19 protein-coding genes are annotated in these 16,771 nt (G+C 70.2%); 5 read left to right on the top strand and 14 right to left on the bottom strand.

The window, feature by feature from the left end:
• Positions 1 to 119: 119 nt before the first annotated feature.
• The 4 genes from AQJ27_RS48065 to AQJ27_RS48080 form a co-directional block, all read right to left on the bottom strand.
• Complete coding sequence (locus tag AQJ27_RS48065; protein WP_067384715.1) at positions 120 to 1,613, bottom strand: UvrD-helicase domain-containing protein; 1,494 nt, start codon at positions 1,611 to 1,613, stop codon at positions 120 to 122.
• The gene (locus AQJ27_RS48070) at positions 1,610 to 2,086 is read right to left on the bottom strand and encodes a hypothetical protein (protein WP_425275292.1); all 477 of its coding nucleotides are present in this window, start codon (positions 2,084 to 2,086) and stop codon (positions 1,610 to 1,612) included. Before AQJ27_RS48070 ends, AQJ27_RS48065 begins: the two co-directional genes overlap by 4 nt.
• Before the next feature lie 2 nt (positions 2,087 to 2,088).
• The gene (locus AQJ27_RS48075) at positions 2,089 to 2,949 is read right to left on the bottom strand and encodes a DUF6083 domain-containing protein (RefSeq protein ID WP_067384603.1); all 861 of its coding nucleotides are present in this window, start codon (positions 2,947 to 2,949) and stop codon (positions 2,089 to 2,091) included.
• Positions 2,950 to 3,118: 169 nt separating this feature from the next.
• Complete coding sequence (locus AQJ27_RS48080; protein WP_067384606.1) at positions 3,119 to 3,382, bottom strand: helix-turn-helix transcriptional regulator; 264 nt, start codon at positions 3,380 to 3,382, stop codon at positions 3,119 to 3,121.
• A 760-nt stretch (positions 3,383 to 4,142) separates the two neighbouring features.
• Here AQJ27_RS48080 and AQJ27_RS59820 point away from each other — a divergent pair.
• Entirely contained in the window at positions 4,143 to 4,586 is a 444-nt protein-coding gene (locus AQJ27_RS59820; protein ID WP_235613966.1) for a hypothetical protein, read from the top strand.
• A gap of 214 nt (positions 4,587 to 4,800) precedes the next feature.
• A complete protein-coding gene (locus AQJ27_RS48090) occupies positions 4,801 to 5,457 on the top strand; it encodes a BlaI/MecI/CopY family transcriptional regulator (RefSeq protein ID WP_067384609.1) in 657 nt (218 codons plus the stop codon).
• Positions 5,458 to 6,056: 599 nt separating this feature from the next.
• On the opposite strand, the gene AQJ27_RS48095 is transcribed toward AQJ27_RS48090, so the two are convergent.
• The 7 genes from AQJ27_RS48095 to AQJ27_RS48125 all read right to left on the bottom strand — a co-directional run bounded on the left by AQJ27_RS48095 (position 6,057) and on the right by AQJ27_RS48125 (position 11,239).
• Positions 6,057 to 6,332 (bottom strand): hypothetical protein, encoded by a 276-nt coding sequence (locus tag AQJ27_RS48095; RefSeq protein WP_159064640.1) that lies wholly within the window; start codon positions 6,330 to 6,332, stop codon positions 6,057 to 6,059.
• Positions 6,329 to 7,165, bottom strand: coding sequence for an HD domain-containing protein (locus AQJ27_RS54100; protein WP_079065866.1), 837 nt, complete (start codon positions 7,163 to 7,165; stop codon positions 6,329 to 6,331). Before AQJ27_RS54100 ends, AQJ27_RS48095 begins: the two co-directional genes overlap by 4 nt.
• A complete protein-coding gene (locus AQJ27_RS48105) occupies positions 7,162 to 7,509 on the bottom strand; it encodes a PadR family transcriptional regulator (RefSeq protein WP_235613967.1) in 348 nt (115 codons plus the stop codon). The genes AQJ27_RS54100 and AQJ27_RS48105 overlap by 4 nt, the downstream gene beginning before the upstream one ends.
• A 326-nt stretch (positions 7,510 to 7,835) precedes the next feature.
• Positions 7,836 to 8,687, bottom strand: a complete 852-nt coding sequence (locus AQJ27_RS48110; protein WP_067384622.1) for an AAA family ATPase — start codon at positions 8,685 to 8,687, stop codon at positions 7,836 to 7,838.
• Positions 8,684 to 10,261, bottom strand: coding sequence for a Mu transposase C-terminal domain-containing protein (locus AQJ27_RS48115; protein ID WP_067384625.1), 1,578 nt, complete (start codon positions 10,259 to 10,261; stop codon positions 8,684 to 8,686). The genes AQJ27_RS48110 and AQJ27_RS48115 overlap by 4 nt, the downstream gene beginning before the upstream one ends.
• Before the next feature lie 40 nt (positions 10,262 to 10,301).
• The gene (locus tag AQJ27_RS48120) at positions 10,302 to 11,021 is read right to left on the bottom strand and encodes a type I-E CRISPR-associated protein Cas6/Cse3/CasE (RefSeq protein WP_079065867.1); all 720 of its coding nucleotides are present in this window, start codon (positions 11,019 to 11,021) and stop codon (positions 10,302 to 10,304) included.
• A complete protein-coding gene (locus AQJ27_RS48125) occupies positions 11,018 to 11,239 on the bottom strand; it encodes a hypothetical protein (protein WP_235613968.1) in 222 nt (73 codons plus the stop codon). The genes AQJ27_RS48120 and AQJ27_RS48125 overlap by 4 nt, the downstream gene beginning before the upstream one ends.
• Positions 11,240 to 11,254: 15 nt before the next feature.
• Between AQJ27_RS48125 and AQJ27_RS48130 the strand changes: the two genes are divergently transcribed.
• Positions 11,255 to 11,920 carry a patatin-like phospholipase family protein gene (locus tag AQJ27_RS48130; RefSeq protein ID WP_067384631.1) on the top strand — a complete coding sequence of 222 codons (666 nt, stop codon included), beginning with the start codon at positions 11,255 to 11,257 and terminating at the stop codon, positions 11,918 to 11,920.
• Between the two features lie 65 nt (positions 11,921 to 11,985).
• Here AQJ27_RS48130 and AQJ27_RS59825 read toward each other — a convergent pair whose 3' ends face one another.
• On the bottom strand, positions 11,986 to 12,213 hold the full coding sequence (locus AQJ27_RS59825; RefSeq protein ID WP_235613969.1) for a hypothetical protein: 228 nt from the start codon (positions 12,211 to 12,213) through the stop codon (positions 11,986 to 11,988).
• Positions 12,214 to 12,505: 292 nt separating this feature from the next.
• On the opposite strand from AQJ27_RS59825, the gene AQJ27_RS48140 reads away from it, so the two are divergent.
• A complete protein-coding gene (locus tag AQJ27_RS48140) occupies positions 12,506 to 12,733 on the top strand; it encodes a cytochrome d ubiquinol oxidase subunit II (protein WP_425275293.1) in 228 nt (75 codons plus the stop codon).
• Positions 12,734 to 12,889: 156 nt separating this feature from the next.
• Positions 12,890 to 13,171: a hypothetical protein gene (locus AQJ27_RS48145; RefSeq protein WP_067384639.1), complete on the top strand. Its 282-nt coding sequence runs from the start codon at positions 12,890 to 12,892 to the stop codon at positions 13,169 to 13,171.
• Positions 13,172 to 13,187: 16 nt separating this feature from the next.
• On the opposite strand, the gene fumC is transcribed toward AQJ27_RS48145, so the two are convergent.
• Positions 13,188 to 14,669, bottom strand: a complete 1,482-nt coding sequence (fumC, locus tag AQJ27_RS48150) for a class II fumarate hydratase (protein ID WP_067384641.1) — start codon at positions 14,667 to 14,669, stop codon at positions 13,188 to 13,190.
• The gene (locus AQJ27_RS48155) at positions 14,666 to 16,324 is read right to left on the bottom strand and encodes an NAD-dependent malic enzyme (protein WP_067384643.1); all 1,659 of its coding nucleotides are present in this window, start codon (positions 16,322 to 16,324) and stop codon (positions 14,666 to 14,668) included. Before AQJ27_RS48155 ends, fumC begins: the two co-directional genes overlap by 4 nt.
• Positions 16,325 to 16,771: the final 447 nt, after the last annotated feature.

Genomic DNA, 16,771 nt, shown 5'->3' on the forward strand with positions numbered 1-16,771 from the left:
GAAATCAGGCATAGCCCGCCTGCGGGCGGAGCTCGGTCGAGGGCTGAGACGGTCTGGGCCAAGCGGCAGGCCGTTTGGCCCAGAGCCCGGCGATTCAGCCTGGCCCCGTCAGTCGAAGTCTACGTGTGCCCGTCCCTTGCCCGCGGTGACAGCGGCAGGGGTGCGGCAGGGTGATCCTCAATCCAGGACAGGCCTCCGATGTCGAGCCGACAGCGGGTACGGGTGACAGCGACGTAAGCGAGGCGAGCTTCACCGTCGTCGATCGGGCCAGCCACCGCGCGGCCGGTGTCGTCCAGCTGGTCGCTGTCCTTGGGCGGCGTGAAGTCGTCGGCGATTTTCACCTGCGCCCATTCACGCCCCTTGGCCTTGTGGGCGGTGGAGACGGTGACCTCGGCCTGCTGCTCGGGGACGAGTTGAGCAACAGCGCTGAGGATGGCGTCGGTGCCGTGGGTGTCGACGAGGTCGACCAGGGGCTGTAGATCACGTCCGGCTGGGTCGTGGGCGGCGTAGTCCTGCAGGTCGCCCCAGGAGGGGAACAGGACCAGTTCGGGATGGGTGGTGCGGCGGCCTTGCTTCAGGTCACGGGCGGCCAGAGCCAGGGCGCGCAGGCTGTCTCCTCCCCCGACCAGGGCCACCTGGTAGCCGCTGGCCAGAAGGTTCATGACCTGGGCCATGGCGCCGACGTTGGTGCGGCACAGCACGGCGTCGGGCCGGGTGACGGGCCCGAGTTCGGTGGGCACGGTCTCGGTGCCGGTGAGGCGGAGGGGGGCGTCGGCGATGGACAGCCACCGGTTGGCCTCTTCGGCGAGCCGGGGGCCGAAGCGGAAGGACTGGGACAGGGCGAGCTGGGTGCCGTCGAAGCCGGTCATGACGTCTTTGGCGCCGCGCCAGTCGTAGATGGCCTGGGCCGAGTCGCCGACCATGACGAGCTGGGCGTGGCTGCGCTGGGCGAGGAAGATCTGTTCGACGACGGGGTTGGTGTCCTGGGCCTCGTCGAGCAGGAGGAAGTCGGTGTCGATTTTGGGCCGGGTGAGGGCCCAGATTTTCAGGTAGTGGTCGTGGTCGAAGCGGACCGCGCCGTCGTCGGGGTGCTGGAGGTCGCCCCACGCTTTGCGGGCGAAGGGGACGAGGTGGGCTGCGAGTTGGGTGTGCAGGGCGTGGTCTTCCAGGCCGCGCAGGCGCGGGACGTGGTGGCGGGTGATGGCGGGGTCGGCGGTGTGGCAGAAGCGGGCCACGGTACGTAGGGCGGCGTTGGAGAGGGTCTTTTGTGACAGGTCGCGTTCTCCGATGCGGATGGCCTTGGTGATGCCGAGGGCCTGTCCGGTCTGCCAGGCGGGGCGGCGGGGGGCGTTGAGGCGGCGGGTGTAGCGGTGGCCGACGGCGGCGTAGGCGAGGGCGTGGGCGGTCTTGCAGCTGACGGTGGCCGGGAAGCGGGTGCGCGCGTCCTGGGCGATGGCCCGGTTGTAGGCGAGGTAGCGGCCGCGGCGCGAGGTGGCGTGGGCGAGTTCGGCCAGGGTGGTGGTTTTGCCGGTGCCCGCTCCGGCTTGCAGGGCCAGGTGTTCGCCTGCGTGGAAGGCGTCGGCCGCGGCTTGCTGCTCGTTGGTGGGGGTCAGCACGGCGCGGCTCCGGTGGCGTGGGTGAGAGCGCGGCCGATGGCTGTCAGGAGGTGGGGGGCGGTGGTGCCGGCGAGCAGGTGCTGGACTGCCCGGTCGAGGTGTTCGGCCTCTGCACTGGTGTGTCGGGCCAGGGCCTGCTGGAGGGCCTGTTGCAGGTAGAGGCGGAGTGGTTGTCCCGCGCTGTCGGCGGTGGCTTGGAGGGCAGCGTGTGTGGCGGGTGGGAAGTCGACGTTGAGCAGGATCTGGCCGCTGGGGTCGGGGTAGTGGGTGGTGATCACGTCGATGGGGAGCTGGCTGCTGATCTGGTGGCGTAGTCGGTTGAGGGCCTTGCTTGGGGTTTTGGCGGGGACCAGGGCGAGGAGGTGGGTGGCGTCGTGGTTGGCTGCGAGTGGCATCGTGCGGGTGGCCTGGTGGAGTTCGGCCGGGGTGAGGGGCTGGGTCAGGGTGATGGCCAGGGCGTGGTGGGGCATCGTCAGGCCTTCCCGTGGTGGCGGGGCGTGGTGTGCGGCAGGCGGGTGTGGATGTGCTCCGTGTGCAGGAGGGGGTCGAAGACCTGCCATCCGGCTAGGGCGAGGTCGGCGGCGCCCGGGGTTGCGGCATGGACGGGGCAGCGCTGGGTGCGCCAGCGCATCTGCTCGGCGTACGGCAGGCGGCTGAGGTTGTAGACGGCCATTATTCCGGCGGGCAGGGCGAGTTGGCCGCGCTGCGGGCTGGCGGGTAGCAGCGTCCACATGCCTTGGGGGGTGTTGGGGGCGAGCACGGGTTGAGGGCAGCGGTGCCGGTGTCGGGTCTGGGCGACGCACCGGATGTCGGCGAGGGGGGCGTCGGCGAGGTAGCGGCCCAGCAGCAGTTGCACGACGGACCGGGCGGGGCGGTCGCTGTCGGCGGGCGGCTCGCAGGCGGTGGGCGGGGCGGGGGTGAACGCGCCTGCGTCGATGAGGCGGCGGGTGCGGACGGCGAGTTGGCGGCGTACCGCCTCGATGTGCGGGCCGGTCTGGGCGGTGGGGGTGCGGTCCGGGCAGAGGACGGCGTGCGGGATGCGGCACCAGGCGCTGCCGTCTCCATGCGGGATGGCGACGCCGCAGCTCAGGTGCCAGCGGCAGGAGTCCGGAACGTGGGTGGTGGCCAGTTCTGCCGGGTGCAGGGCGATCGGCCGTTGGTCGGCGCGCTGGTAGAAGTCGATGCGGTTGCCGCATCTGCGGCAGCGGCCGCTCTGGCCGGCGCGCAGCAGGCGGCTCGGGCTGGCGGCGGTTACCCGCAGCGGGCGACGGGGGCGTGTGGTGCGGGGGCTGCCGTCCCAGTGGCAGCCGGTGGAGACGGTGTTGGGGTGCATGGCGGGGACCGTGCCAGGCGACACCCCGCGATGAGGGGAACAGGCAGGGTGGTATCCCTCGGACGGCCCAGCGGTACCGAACATCTGCCTCAGTTGGCGCCCGGGTGTTCGGTGCATGGGCACCGGTTCGGGTGATTCGCAGGGCGGTGCGCGAGGGGGCGGGGCCGGGTCAGGAGTCCGGGGTGCCGGGCGGGGTGTGGTCGTCGCAGAGGGCGCCCAGCAGGTGTTCGATCGGCACGTCGAAGGTGTGGGCGAGGGCGTGCCAGGTGGTGACGCTGCCGGTGGTGCGGCCGTGTTCGAGGTCGATGAGGGTGCGCCGGGCCAGGCCGCTGCGGCTGGCGAGTTCATCGAAGGTCCAGCCGCGCTCGTTCCTCAGCCGCGCCAGCGCCACGTGCAGTGCGGTGAGGTCGGGGTCAGGCGGCAAGATCGTCACCCCACCATCCGACGGTGCAGACCCCTGCCCTGTCAGTGCGGGTTTCTGCACTATCCGTCGGAGTGGGGGTGACATTCACGGTGCAGGGATCTGCACTACCGTGCGTGCGTCCTGGGTGCTTCCAGGTGGAGTACCCGCCACAGCGGCGCGGACAGCAAGGAGGACAACGGGCCGATGAGGCTTGCCGGCGCGCATGCCACAGTGCGGCGCATCTGGACGGTGGAACTGCGTTCACGGGCGGACGGCCCGAGACTCGTCTGCCCCCACTGCACCGTGCTGCACACCCGCCCCCTCCAGGCCGCCTCCGCGCGGTCCGCCGCCCTGGCACATCTGGCCTGCCATGCCAGTACCGACGCACTGCCCGGCTATCTGCGCACCTGCCAGTGCCGGGCGAGGGGCTGCTCCTGGCATCCGCGTCACCGCGGCTGCGCCGGGCCGGTGCTGCTCGCCCTCACCCGCGACCGCAGCGGCCGCACCTGGCGCCTCGCCGACGCCTGCGCCGCCTGCGCGGCCGCCACCAGTCACACGGCCATCGTCCCCGCCACCCTGCTCGCTCCCCGCCGGCCGGGATGCGCCGGGCGCCGCCCCGCGCCCCCGGGCGGCCCAGCCGAACGCACACGCGTCCGGGAGATGCTCACCTACCTGGCAGCAGCACTCCCCCCAGTTCACCTCCCCTGCCGCCCGCCTGCTTGCCCTGCAGTGCGCACTGCGCGCCGACACCCGTGGCTACGTCCGGCTGCCCGGCGGCCTATTGCGCGGCATGCGACTGCGCGGCCGCAGCGAACTGTGGGAGGAGCTGGAACACGCAGGCTGGCTGCGCCGCACAGCGGGCAAGCACCCGCATATCGAGGCACAGCTGCTGGATGCCGCAGTACTCTCCCAGCAACCAGGCAGCCGAGCCCGCGCCGCACACTGGGCTCTGCGTCCTGCCCCGCTAGCGCTCGAGGCAAGACGACCTCCGGCCGTGCAGCTGACCGCACTTGCCCTGGCCTCGCACACCTCGGACGACGCCGGCAGCACCGACATGGAGGTGCTCGCCCGCCTGTGCGGACACTCACCCCACCAGACCGCGCAACTCCTCGACCGGCTGAAGGCAACACACACGCTGGCCACCTGGCAGCACAACCGGGAAACCGACGAAGTCTCCTGGCACCTGCCCCAACAGCACCCTGCAGCACGGCCCGGTGAGCATCGATCACACTGACTGCGGCCTACGCATGACACTGCGGTTGAGCCGCAGACATCATCCGAGAGGAACAACTGACTCCGCCTGTCCGTACTATCTCTACGCGGGGACGCCCCACAGCAGTCGGCCCACCGATAGCTCCATCAACGCCAGCGGAATTACTACCCAGCACTGGCGCCCGCTCTGCGGGGTACTTCAGCCCGCGGTCGCGAACCGAGGAAAGGCCAGCATCATGCCTGACACCCAGACCCCCACCACCGAACTGACATCGCAGTACACGGCCCAGGTGGCCAGCGACCTTGAGCGCAACGCCAAGGAGCAGGAACGCATCGCTGCGGAAATCGACGCGCTGCAGGAACAACTGCGCGCCCTGCAGCACGACCACACCGTGCTGACCCACATGCAAAAGGCGCTCGGCACCGCGGACACGGCCACACAGCCCACCCCCGAAGAGACCGCAGCGCCCTCAGTACCGCGGCAGAAGACCGACACGAAGTCCGGTGCAGGCAAGCGGGCACGGGCGAAGAGGACCCCCGCTATGCAGGACGGCAAGGCAGCCGAGAAGACGACCTCCAAGAAGCCCGCAGCCGCGCCCAAGGCGACAGCCGCGAAGGCGGCCCAGCCCACCCTCGTCGAGCTGATCCGCCGCCACCTTGCCGAACAGAGCGAACCGCGCTCCGCGGCGGAAATCGCCACCGCGCTCGACCAGGCCCATCCCGACCGCACCGTCAAAACCACCGTCGTGCGCACCACACTCGAAAACCTCGTCGCCAAAAACCACGCCCAGCGCACCAAGCAAGGCACCTCCGTCTACTACACCGCCACCAACACCCCGGAACCGACCATCCCCGCAGCGTCCGCAGCCGACGCACAGCCCAAGACAAACTGACCGCCAGACCGTCAGTTCGCCTCCGGCGGCGACAGCAGTTCGTACAGGTACAAAGAGCTTTCTGCTTCCCTCACCGCCGCCTCCGGTATGCGGTATGTCCGTCCGACGCGAACTGTCTGTCCCGGCTACCGCCTGGTCGACCTCAAGGAGAAGTTCGGCTGTCTACGCATCCGCCTCGACGTTTCCGAAGACGGTGCCGGCAGTGCGGTGCGGCCGCTCATCTGGGCCGCTGAGAGGGATGCCGCCGTCACTTGCGAGTTCTGCGGCAGCCCCGGGCCGGGCACGTACGCGCGGCGATGCGCCGGCCGGGTGGGTGAAGACGGTGTGCGATAGCTGTCACCCGGCCTGGTCCGCGCACCGGCTCATAATCATCAATGGTGTGCTGCATCGCCGCCCCGCCAAAGCGGCTTCACCCTGATTCCGGTAGGGAGGCGGACGTCGTATCCCGGCCGCCACGTACGCAGGGAAACACACCTGCCGGTCAGCGGGGATGGCGGCCTGCGGCCACCCGGGCTCAACAGCATGGGGCCCGGCCCGGTACTGCCCGGCCTACGCCGCCGTGCACGGCCCGCCAGGGTGGTGACCGTGCACAGCGACCGTCACAGCCCGTCCTGAGTGAGGGAAGGTGGTGCCGGATACTGGCTCGGTTCGGGCCCTGCGGCACCGGCCGTGGAGCTCTGCCAGGCCTGGATCAGGCGGCACAGACGGCGGGCCGGTGTCTCACTGGGGACGAAGAGCACTGCCGCCACCAGCACGAGGCCGCCCACGGCGAGTGCTCCGGCCGCCCAGGCGGTCAGCCCTCCGTGCGCCATGGCCATCACGAATGCGGCCAGCGCCCCGAGGGCGGCCCCCAGCCGCGCCGCCCCGCCCATCATCGCCGCTCCCGGCAGAAAGGGCTGCGCAGTGTCATGGAGAGTCGGGGCGCGCCGAGCAGGACGCGGAGCGTGAAGCGGGTGCGGGCGCGGCGGGTGGCGTAGGCAGCCAGATCGGCGCTCCATTCCTCTTGCCAGCGGGCCCGATGCCCTGAGGGCAGCAACAGCGTGAGGGCGGTCAGGAGCCAGCCGCTGACGGCGTAGGAGGACGGTGCCGGTTGCAGGACCGCTGAGGCGAGGTCCTGCAGTTCGCGGCCGACCGTCTCCAGTCCCGCCGCGGAGGCCACGGGGGCGAAGACGTCGAGGGTTTCACGGGCTTTGAGGAGCTGCTTGGCCGGGGCCACGAAGGCGATGGTGCGCATGTTGTGGAGCCGGTCGGCGAGCCGGATGGCCAGCACGGCCATCTCTCGTGACGGGCAGGCAGCAGCGGATCGGGGTGCCGTGCCCCGGCCGGCCTGCGGGTAGGCGGAGACCACGGCGGTGCGGACTGCTGCTATCAAGTCGGCGACTTCTTTGCCGAATTGATCGGCAATCCGCTGCGGCGGGCAGGCCGTGTCGTCCACGTCGTGGAGCAGTGCCGCACATACCACGGGCAGGGGCATACGGAGATCGGCGACGATGGCGGCGACGGCAAGGCAGTGGGTGATGTAGGGGTCACCGCTGTGGCGCCTTTGCCCCGTGTGCCAGATCGAAGCCTCGGCATAGGCGCGTTCCAGGAGACCTGCGTCGGCGTCCGAGTGGTGCGAGCGAACTGCGGCGATGACGTTCTCAAGAGTTGGGGTCAGGTCTGTCTGCGCGGTCGGGGACGGCACTATTACCCGCCGCTGCCCCTTCATGATGCCCCTCCCCCGGCGGCCGGGTGGGCAGCGGCCCACCCCGGCAAGGGCTGCTTCCGGGACCGGTAGGCGCGCGCCAGAGCATCGCGGGCCTGTTCGGCACCGTTCTGCGTGATCCGGTAGAAGCGGCGGCGCGGGCGTCCCGCCGCCTCATGCACAGTCGGGTCCTCCCAACTGCTGTCCAACCAGCCGACCTGTTCCAGCCGGGCCAGGATCGGATAGATCGTGCCCGACGGCAGTCCCGCCAACTCGCACAGCTCCAGGCCGTACCGCTGTTTGGCGGGGGCCTCCAGCAGAGCCCGCAGGACCAGTTGAGTCTGCAGGGTCATACGCGGCATACCCATACTCGTACTCTACATAGCCTATATACAGGCTGTCTAGAGGTGGTGACGGGGTGAGGCGCTTCCCGGAACTTCCCATCGCGGCAACCTGCCTTGATCAGGGATTCCATCAGGCGTGGGCTTCGTGCAACTCCACCACGACATACCGGCGTTCCCCTTCCGCTGCGCGCCACGCCGCGTCCGCGCAGCGTCTCCCCCAGCAGTCGCCACAATCCCGCCCGGCCTCTCGTGGTGCCTCTTGGCGGTGGCGGCCGCCACCGCCAAGAGGCACCACGAGAGGCGACTTCAACTCCCCGGCCGGGTAGGGGTGTTCGCGCCCGTCCCCGGCCTCAGCCGGTGTGTCGCTGGGTGGGGTCGATCCTGCTGAGGACGGCGCGTACAAGATCGCGGCTGTAGGCAGGGCCGGCGCCGGGCCTGTCCGGCCGGGTGGGTGCGACGCTGCCGGAGGGAGGCGGGTTGAGGGCGGCTTCGTTGAGCAGGTAGGTGATCTTGGCCCATTGGCGGAAGTTGCCGTGGCAGGCGAGGTCATCGATCCACAGCAGGTCGTCGGCGGGGACGTCGGACCACATCGGGTGGTACTGAGGAATGACGGCGAGGACTTCGGCCGGAGTGAGGGGTTTGTAGCGCTGCCAGACGAGGATGCGCGAGTCCAGCGCGGGCCGGTTCTTGATCTTCTGGTAGCAGGTTTCGGCTCCGACCAGGACGACGGCGAGGCGGGTGTCCTCGTCGTCCCAGAGTTCGCGGATGAATTCGAAGGCCCGGGTGTCGAGCCACTGGGCTTCGTCGACGACGAGGACGCGCGGGGTGTCGGACAGAGTTTCTTTGAGGATGGCTTCGCAGCGGGTGCTGTTGAGGGGGGCTTCGCCGGGCAGGTCGAGCTTTTTGTACAGGGCGGCGCGCAGGGCCTGGATTTTGGCGGAGCCGACTTTGATGCGGAGTGTGGTGTGGGGGGCGAGGTCGTCGAGGTGGCTGTTGACGGCGAAGGTCTTGCCCAGGCCGACGCCGCCGTGGATGCACATGATGGCGCCCTTGCCGGCGTCGGCGTTGAGGGTGGTGACGAGGTTGGCGTAGGTCTCTGCGCTGGCGTTGGTCAGCATGGCGCGGGCGCCGGGCAGGCCCATGTAGTGGTAGTTGGGACTGGTGGACGGCTGGTCTTCGGGCGCGGTGGTCGGGTGGGTCACTCGGTGTCCTGGGGCTTGGGACCGGAGAGGGGTTTGGTCCAGCGGGTGGAGGAGGGTGTGGGCCGGTTGAGGAGGTCGGGTCGGGCCTCGGTGTGGAGGTCTGCTTCCGGTGTCTGCAACTGGCGTAGCTGGGCGGCTGCTTGGCTGGCGGTGAGCCGGTTGAGGGGCTCGGGTGTGGCGGCGACGCTGGTGGCGGCGTAGCGCGGTTTGGCGTTCTTGCGGGCTCGGCGGGCTTTGGCGGCGTAGCGGTCGGCTTCGCGCCGGCGGGCGTTGCGCAGCGCGCGGGCTTGGCGGGGGCTCATCTCGTCGCTGCGGAAGGCGGGGCCGCGGTAGGTGAGGGTGTCGGCGTCGTAGAGCTCGACGCGGTGGTAGTGGTGGGGTTCGTGGCGCAGGCGGACCATCTCGCCTGCGCTGCCGTGGCCGTGCATCCATTCGCCGACGTAGTAGGCGCTGTTCCAGCGGACGCCCTTGCTGGTGATTTTCAGGGGTGGCCCGGCGTCGTTGAGGGTGTAGGTGTGCAAGTCGCCGGGGTCGAGGGTGTCGATGGGGGTGAGGTCGGCGTGCCAGGCCTGGGCGGGGGTGCGCCGGTAGAGGCGGGCGATGGTGTGGTCGTTGTTCCACCAGTCCACCCAGTCAAGGACGACGGTGACGAAGGTTTCGTAGTCGAGGAGTTCGTCCAGGGCCCACAGGGGCTGTCCGCGGCGGCTTCGGGGGGTGTGGGCGTAGCCGGGCATGCCTTTGAACAGCATGTGCTTGGCGGCGCCGTTGATGGCTTCGACGGTGCCTTTGAGGTGGGGGCTGTAGGGCGGCAGGACGATCAGTTCGGTGCCGAACTTTTGGAAGGCCTCGGCCACGCACCTGCCCAGGAAGTCACGGCCGCGGTCGACTCTCACCTTGCGGGGGATGCCGCCGAAGGGCCGGTGGTGATCGGTGCAGAGGATGGCGTCGCGGGCGGCGGCCAGGATGGCGTCCTGGCTGGGCTGGTGGGGGGTGATGGCCAGACCGCAGATGACGGCGGTGGCGTGGTCTACGAACCAGGTGATCCACGGTTTGCTGCGGTGCCCGTCGACGTTGACGAAGACGCTGGCTTCGACGTGGTCGGTCTCCCAGACGTCGTTGCGGTTGCCGTGCGGGCGTAGGGCGTGGACGTCGTGTCGGCGGCGTCCTGCTTCGCCGTTCTTGAGGGCGGCGCGTTGCCCGGGGCTGAGTTCGCGGTTCACGGCGCGGTAGAAGGTGGCCTGGGAGGCCCGGGGCGGGGTGCCGAGGTGGCCGTGAGTGACGAGTGCGAGGTAGGCGCTCGCCACGTTGCCGTGCCATTGGGCCAGGGCTTCGTGCATGGCCGGGGTGAGGGTGAAGTGGCGGCGGCCTTGGGGGGTGTAGGTGCCGTTGTGGGCGCCGGCGTTGTCCATCCAGCGGCGCACGGTGCGCCGGTGGACGATGAAGGCGTCGGCGACGGTGCGTACGTCGTGGTGGGTCAGGCGCTCGGTGTCGCGCAGACGCAGCAGGCGGCGGACCGCGGCGGCGCGCAGGGAGGTGGTGTCGTAGGGGCCGTCGGGTGAGGGCGTGGCGGGCACGGGGGGCGCGTCCTTCTTGGGGCTGCTGGATCGGGGTGGGTCAGGCGGGGGCGAGGGAGAGCAGGCTGGCGCCGTAGGGCTTGCCGCGCCCGATCCCGGTGAGCAGCGCGTGGCGCAGCTGGTCGGGGTCGGTGATGGTGGCCAGGCCGTCGAAGCGGGTCAGGACGTGCGACGGGCCGGGAGCGTGGTCGGCTTCGCCGGGCCCGGTGGAGAGGTTCGGGGGCTTGTGGGGGTGACGGAAGCGGGCGGGGGTGGTGTCGGTCGTGGTCAGGGCGAGGCCAGCCTGGTGGGCGCGGCGCTGCCACCAGGCGAGGGCGTCGTCGCCGTAGAGGGCGACGGTTTTCCTGCCGTACTTGTTGTTGACGGGTTGGTGGTCGTCGAGGACGCGGCGGACGGCGCTGGCATTGGCGGTGATGCGGTAGCGCACCGCTCGACTCGGGGTCAGCGCCTGGAACATGGGGTGCAGGGCGCGGGTTTCGGCGCTGCCGTAGTCCTGGGGCAGGCGGGTGAGGTCGGGCGGCTGGTGGGACTGGATGAGCAGGATGGGCGGGCTGTCGTCGGTGGCGTCTTCCAGGCGGAAGAGCAGACCGGCTTTCTGCCGGGGGTGCTCGCCGAGGTCGTCGGGGGCCAGGAGCATCACGGTCTTGTGCAGGCGGGCGGTGTCGGTCAGGTCGCGGCGGACGGCTCTGCTGCGGCGGTTGAGGCGGATCCGGGTCAGTGTCGCCGTGGTGGTGAGCATCATCTCGGGTGTGTTGGTCACAGGGGGGTGTCCTGGTCGAGGTAGGCGGCGAGGGCGGTGAGGGCGGGCGGTGGGGCGTACAGAGCGGCGGGCAGGGGTTCGGTGGTGCGCCAGACGTGGCGGGTGGTGTGGAAGCGCCGGGTGGGGGTGAAGTCGATGGGTACGTCGGCGACTTCACGATGAGAGGGGGCGGCGGGCACGTGACCGGGTTGGCGTTCCCAGATGAAGTCCACGGGCACGGTGGCCTGTTGGGGATGTGGTGGGGCAGCCAGGCTGAGCACTCGAACCCTCTGCGCGGGCGGCCGCTCGTAGACCTGCACGCCTTCTACGAGGTGCTCTACCGCTACGGCGACCAGGACTTCGCGCCGATGGACTTCGCCTCGATCCTGGCCAGCGACATCGAGTACCACCCGCTCGCCACCGACGCCGCCACCGGGGAGTCCACCGACCTGCGGCCCTTCATCGGCGACGCCGCGGAGTTGCGCCTGGCGCTGCGGGCCAGCGCCGCCCTGCCCCTGCTGGCGGGCGACCCCGTGATGGTGCACGGGCGCCGGTTCTACGACGCGGGCGTCTCCGAATCCGTGCCCTACCGAACCGCGCTGGCCCAGGGCGCGACCCATGTCATGGTGCTGCGATCCCGGCGTGCGATCGACGCGGCGCGCCCCTCGCGCTCCGCCCCGGTCATCGCCAAGACTTTGCTGCGCCGTGAGCCTGCTGCCCTGCGCAGGGTGTTCCTCGACCGCGAGGCGCGCCTGGCCGAAGACGACGCCGCCCTGGCCCACCACCCGGCGATCGTCTCGATCCGCCCCGCCCCGGGCACACCGCCGGTCGGCCGCCTGGCTCGCCAGGGCGACCTCCTCGAAACCGCACTGGAAGCCGGGCGCGCCGCCGTCCACGAGGCGCACAGCCACCTGTACTGACTTCGGCCCAGGAAGGCGCTGTCGGTGGTACCTTCACCAGCCACAGCACACACCCATTCGAGAAGTCAGCGGACCCGGAAGGTGATGGCGTGAGCGTGGCCGCCTGGGTCGAGCAGATCCATCACCGGCGGGTCCACTCCGGGACCGGGCAGCAGCCGCTGGAACGCCGGCTGGCCTGGGCGGCCGGAGCGGGTGCGGGTGTCGAGCAGGTGGATGTCGTCGACCAGGACCAGCTGAGTCCGCAGCTCGCCCAGGGTCGCGCAGACCGATTCGGTGATCTGGGCCTGGTTCATCCGGCGCAGGAGCAATTGTCAAATCCTGTGTATCGATGAGTGTGGTCGGACTTCCCAGGTCGGCCGTTGGAGCTGATCGTTGTTCACGATGATGTCGGCGTGGTCGGTTGGGCGGGCTGTGGCGAAGTAGAGCTGTTGGGAGGGGATATAGCGGTTGCGCCAGGACCGTTCGATTTCGGCGGTGTCGGCGGGCTGGCCCTGGTGGTCCTGGCCGCTGTGGGCGGTTTACTGGGGCTCTTCTTGCTGCAGACCGGCAGGACCCGCGATCTGCGCGAGGTCGCGGCGGCCGGTGGTGTGCGGTTGGGGTGTGTCCCAGTACCCCTATCTGCTCGGTACGCATCTGACGCTGAAGCAAGCCGGGTCCCCCGACGCCACTCTCAAGGTCATCGTCGGCGTAGCCTGCGCTGCGGTGGTCCTGATCCTGCCCTCGCTTGTCCTGCTGTTCCGGCTTGCCGGCCGGGGCTCCATCGGCGCCGAGCAGGTGCCTGCGTTCGAGGGTCCTGCTCCAGGAACCGAGTGAGCCGGGCGTCGCGTGTCCGCGTGCGGTGCCCGGCCACGTCCGCACCCACCATGGGCCGCAGACAGCCCGCCACACGGGCACTGAGGTCTGGCGGCACACGGCGCCCGGCGGCACCGGGACCCCAAGCCGAACCGCGGGGCCTACAGGCCGAGCTCGGTGAGACCGGGGTGGTCCAGCGGACGTGGTGAACCGAAGGAATACCCTGACCTGACCACCGAGGACCAGCTCGAAGACGCCCTGCGCGCCGCGTTCGAGCACGACGGCCCCGCGCTCGTGGACGTGCGTGTCGCCCGCCACGAACTCTCGCTGCCGCCCAAGCTCAGCTACGGCCAAATCAAGGGCTTCACTCTCTACGCCACCAGGACCATCCTGTCCGGAGGGGTGGACGAGCTGGTCGAGCTCACCAAGACCAACCTGCGCCAACTCGAGGGCGAGTAGACCGGCGCCGTTGCGGCTACGGCCCGACCATCGCGGCGGGGTCGACGATGCGGTCGAAGTCGTCGGCCCCGATGTAGCCGCTGGCCAAAGCGGCTTCGCGCAGGGTCGTGCCCTCCTCCTGGGCCTTGTGGGCGATGTTCGAGGCGTTGTCGTACCCGATCACCGGGGACAGCGCGGTGACCAGCATCAGGGACCGGGTGAGGTAGGAGTCGATCTGATCGCGATTCAGTTCTGTTCCCTCGATGCAGTACTCGAGCATCTTGGCGCACGCGTCCGAGAGCACGGCCGCCGAGTGCAGGAAGTTGTTGATGACCAGCGGGCGCATCGCGTTGAGCTCGAAGTTGCCTTGCGAGCCGGCGAAGGCGATGGCCGAGTCTTCGGCCATCACCTGGATACAGACCATCACCATGGCCTCACACTGGGTCGGATTGACCTTTCCGGGCATGATCGAGCTGCCGGGCTCGTTGGCCGGCAGCACCAGCTCGCCCAGGCCGCAGCGAGGCCCCGAAGCGAGCCACCGGATGTCGTTGGCGATCTTCATCAGGGGCACGGCAAGCGCGCGCAGCCCCGCGGACGCGCCGACCAGGGCGTCCAACCCGCCCTGGGCGGCGAACTTGTTCTCCGCAGTGACGAACGGGTGGCTGGTCTGCGTGGCGATCTGGGCGGCGATCTTCTCGGCGAATCCCGGCGGGGCGTTGAGGCCGGTGCCGACCGCGGTGCCACCGGCGGCGAGCTCGTAGAGCCCGTCGGCCGATGCGCGTACGCGGTCGATCGCCTGTGCCAGCTGGTGGGCGTAGCCGGACCACTCCTGACCGACGGTCAACGGGACGGCGTCCTCCAGGTGCGTGCGCCCGATCTTGACGACCTCGGCCCACAGGTCCGCCTTGGCCGCGATCGCCTCCTGCAGCGACTGGACCGACGGCAGCAGACGCTCATGGACGGCCTGGACGGCGGCGATGTGCATCGCGGTCGGGAACGTGTCGTTGGATGACTGGCCCATGTTCACGTCGTCGTTGGGATGCACCGGGTGCTTGCTGCCCAGCTCTCCTCCGGCCAACTGGGTCGCCCGGTTGCTGATCACCTCGTTGACGTTCATGTTCGACTGGGTACCGGACCCGGTCTGCCACACGTACAGCGGGAAGTGCCCGTCCAGCTTCCCGGCGATCACCTCGTCGGCGACGCGCTCGATCAGGTCGGCCTTCCACCGCGGCAGCCGCCCGGCGCGGCCGTTGACCCTCGCGGCGGCCTTCTTCACATGGCCGTAGGCGTGGTAGACGGCCTTGGGCATCCGGTCCTCGCCGATGGAGAAGTGGATCAGCGATCGCTGGGTCTGAGCGCCCCAGTACCTGTCCGCGGGCACCTCGACGGCACCCAGCGAATCGGTCTCGGTCCGCGTCCCCTCGGCCGACAGGCCGATCGGCACCTCGCGCAGCTGTGGCGACCCGTTGCGGCTGGCTGAGGACCGGTCCCCGAGGGCGTCGGGCTGCGGGCTGGTCACGAGTGCGGCTCCAGGTCCTGGTAAACGGCCTTCCAGCTGGTGGCGTCGACGGCCTGGTCGATCTGCTCGTCGTCGAGCTTGGGCGCGAGCGCGTCGGCGACCGCGGCGCGGGCGGCCGCGCGGGCGACGGCGGTGGCGGTCTCTTGCAGGCGCGTGCGTTCGGGCAGCAGCGCGGGGACCGCCGCGTGGGCGTCGACGCAGCCGGCGACCGCCTCGGCGGCCGCGGTCATCATCGCGTCGGAGACGCGGGTGGCGTGCACGGCGGTGACGCCCAGGCCGATCCCGGGGAAGACGTAGACGTTGTTGCACTGTGCGATCGGCACCTCGCGCCCGGCGTACTGGACCGGCGGGAAGGGCGAGCCGGTGGCGATCAGGGCCCGCCCGTCGGTCCAGTCGAGCAGGTTCTGCGGGGCGGCCTCGCTGCGGCTGGTCGGATTGGACAGGGGCATGATGATCGGCCGGGGACAGTGCCCGGCCATGGCACGGACGATCTGCTCGGTGAATGCCCCGGTCGCGGTAGACAGGCCGAGCAGCGCGGTGGGATGCACCGCGGCGACGACGTCCGCGAGGGCGGGGGGCTTGTCGGTGGTGGCGGGAACGTCGCCGGGGTCGTGGGCCAGGAGCCGCTGGGCCGGGTCGAGGTCGGTGCGGTCGGTGGTCAGCAGGCCGTGGATGTCCACCACGTAGATGTTGCCGCGCGCTGCCTGCTCGCTGAGACCTGCGGCGGTCATCGCCCGTACGATCTGTTCGCAGACCCCGATGCCCGCGGAGCCCGCGCCGAGCATGACGACGCGCTGCTCGGTCAGGGGCGTGCCGCTGATACGGCAGCCTGCGGTCAGTGCGGCCATCGCCACGGCCGCAGTGCCCTGGATGTCGTCGTTGAACGTCAGCAGACGGTCCCGGTAACGCTCCAGGATGGGCAGCGCGTGCGGGGTTGCGAAATCCTCCCACTGCAGGAGCGTGCCGGGCAGCTCAGCCTCGACCGCGGCGACGAACTGTTCGATGAACGCGTCGTAGTCCTCCCCGTCGATGCGCGGGTGGCGCCAGCCGAGGTAGACGGGATCGGCGAGCAGCTGCGGGTTGTCGGTGCCCACGTCGAGCACGATCGGCAGGGTTCGCGCCGGATCGATGCCACCGAGCGCCGTGTAGAGGGAGAGCTTGCCGATCGGGATCCCCATCCCGCCGATGCCCTGGTCGCCGATGCCCAAGATGCGCTGCCCGTCGGTCACCACGATCACGTCCACGTCCCTGTGCGGACGGTTGCGCAGGATCTCCCGCAGGTGCTCGCGGTCGGGATAGGCCACGAACAGTCCACGCGGCCTGCGATAGATCCTGCTGAAGTGCTGGCAGGCCTCGGCCACGGTGGGCGTGTAGACGATCGGCAGCATCTCCTCGACGTGGTCGCGCAGCAGCCGGTAGAACAATGTTTCGTTGTTGTCCTGCAGCGCGCGCAGGTTGATGTGCCGGGCCAGGTCGCTTGGCTGGTCGCCGTAGGCGGCGTAGGCCCGCCGTGCCTGCTGCTCGGGAGACTCGACGGCGTAGGGGAGCAGGCCGCGCAGCCCCAGCCGAGAGCGGTCCAGGTCGCTGAAGGCCGTCGAGTGATTGCTGATCGGGTCCTCGAGCAGTCCCAGGGCCGAGGTGTTACGCGGGTTCACACCGTCGCTCCTTCCTGTACCGCCGCCGAGCGGCGTCCGGTGGTCACCACTTGGTTCGACCAGTCATATCCGTGACTTAGTGGATCAAAACATTCGAAAGTGGTGATGCCAGTACCACCCACGCGGGCAGGCCCCCCGCGCGAACCCCGGGGATGACGGCGCGACCGGGCGCGCGACGATGCCTGAGCGGACCGGCGGTGTCGTGGCCGTACGGGGTCAGCCGTGCCGCCCGCCGCATGGGAAAGACCACTCGCGGGCCTCCCGGCGGCTGAGCGCCGCTGCGGTGTGATGCGCGGGTTCCCGCTGTGTCAGTGGATCAGCGGCAGGGTGCCGGCGAGGTGCCCAAGGCTCGTGAGTCCTTCGCCGCGGCCACGTTCTTCGGCTCAAGTCCCAGGCGAAACTGCGGCTTTGGGCAAGGCTCGCCCATGCCCAGGTATGGAGAAGGTA

Origin of the sequence: Streptomyces olivochromogenes, assembly GCF_001514115.1 — a bacterium.
Classification (GTDB): Bacteria; Actinomycetota; Actinomycetes; order Streptomycetales; family Streptomycetaceae; genus Streptomyces; species Streptomyces olivochromogenes.

Coding starts and splice junctions, on each gene's coding strand:
- AQJ27_RS48070 (WP_425275292.1), bottom strand. CDS start 2,086: ATGCCCCACCACGCCCTGGCCATCACCCTGACCCAGCCCCTCACCCCG.
- AQJ27_RS48075 (WP_067384603.1), bottom strand. CDS start 2,949: ATGCACCCCAACACCGTCTCCACCGGCTGCCACTGGGACGGCAGCCCC.
- AQJ27_RS59820 (WP_235613966.1), top strand. CDS start 4,143: ATGCGACTGCGCGGCCGCAGCGAACTGTGGGAGGAGCTGGAACACGCA.
- AQJ27_RS48090 (WP_067384609.1), top strand. CDS start 4,801: ATGCCTGACACCCAGACCCCCACCACCGAACTGACATCGCAGTACACG.
- AQJ27_RS48095 (WP_159064640.1), bottom strand. CDS start 6,332: ATGATGGGCGGGGCGGCGCGGCTGGGGGCCGCCCTCGGGGCGCTGGCC.
- AQJ27_RS54100 (WP_079065866.1), bottom strand. CDS start 7,165: ATGAAGGGGCAGCGGCGGGTAATAGTGCCGTCCCCGACCGCGCAGACA.
- AQJ27_RS48105 (WP_235613967.1), bottom strand. CDS start 7,509: ATGGGTATGCCGCGTATGACCCTGCAGACTCAACTGGTCCTGCGGGCT.
- AQJ27_RS48130 (WP_067384631.1), top strand. CDS start 11,255: ATGTGGTGGGGCAGCCAGGCTGAGCACTCGAACCCTCTGCGCGGGCGG.
- AQJ27_RS59825 (WP_235613969.1), bottom strand. CDS start 12,213: ATGAACCAGGCCCAGATCACCGAATCGGTCTGCGCGACCCTGGGCGAG.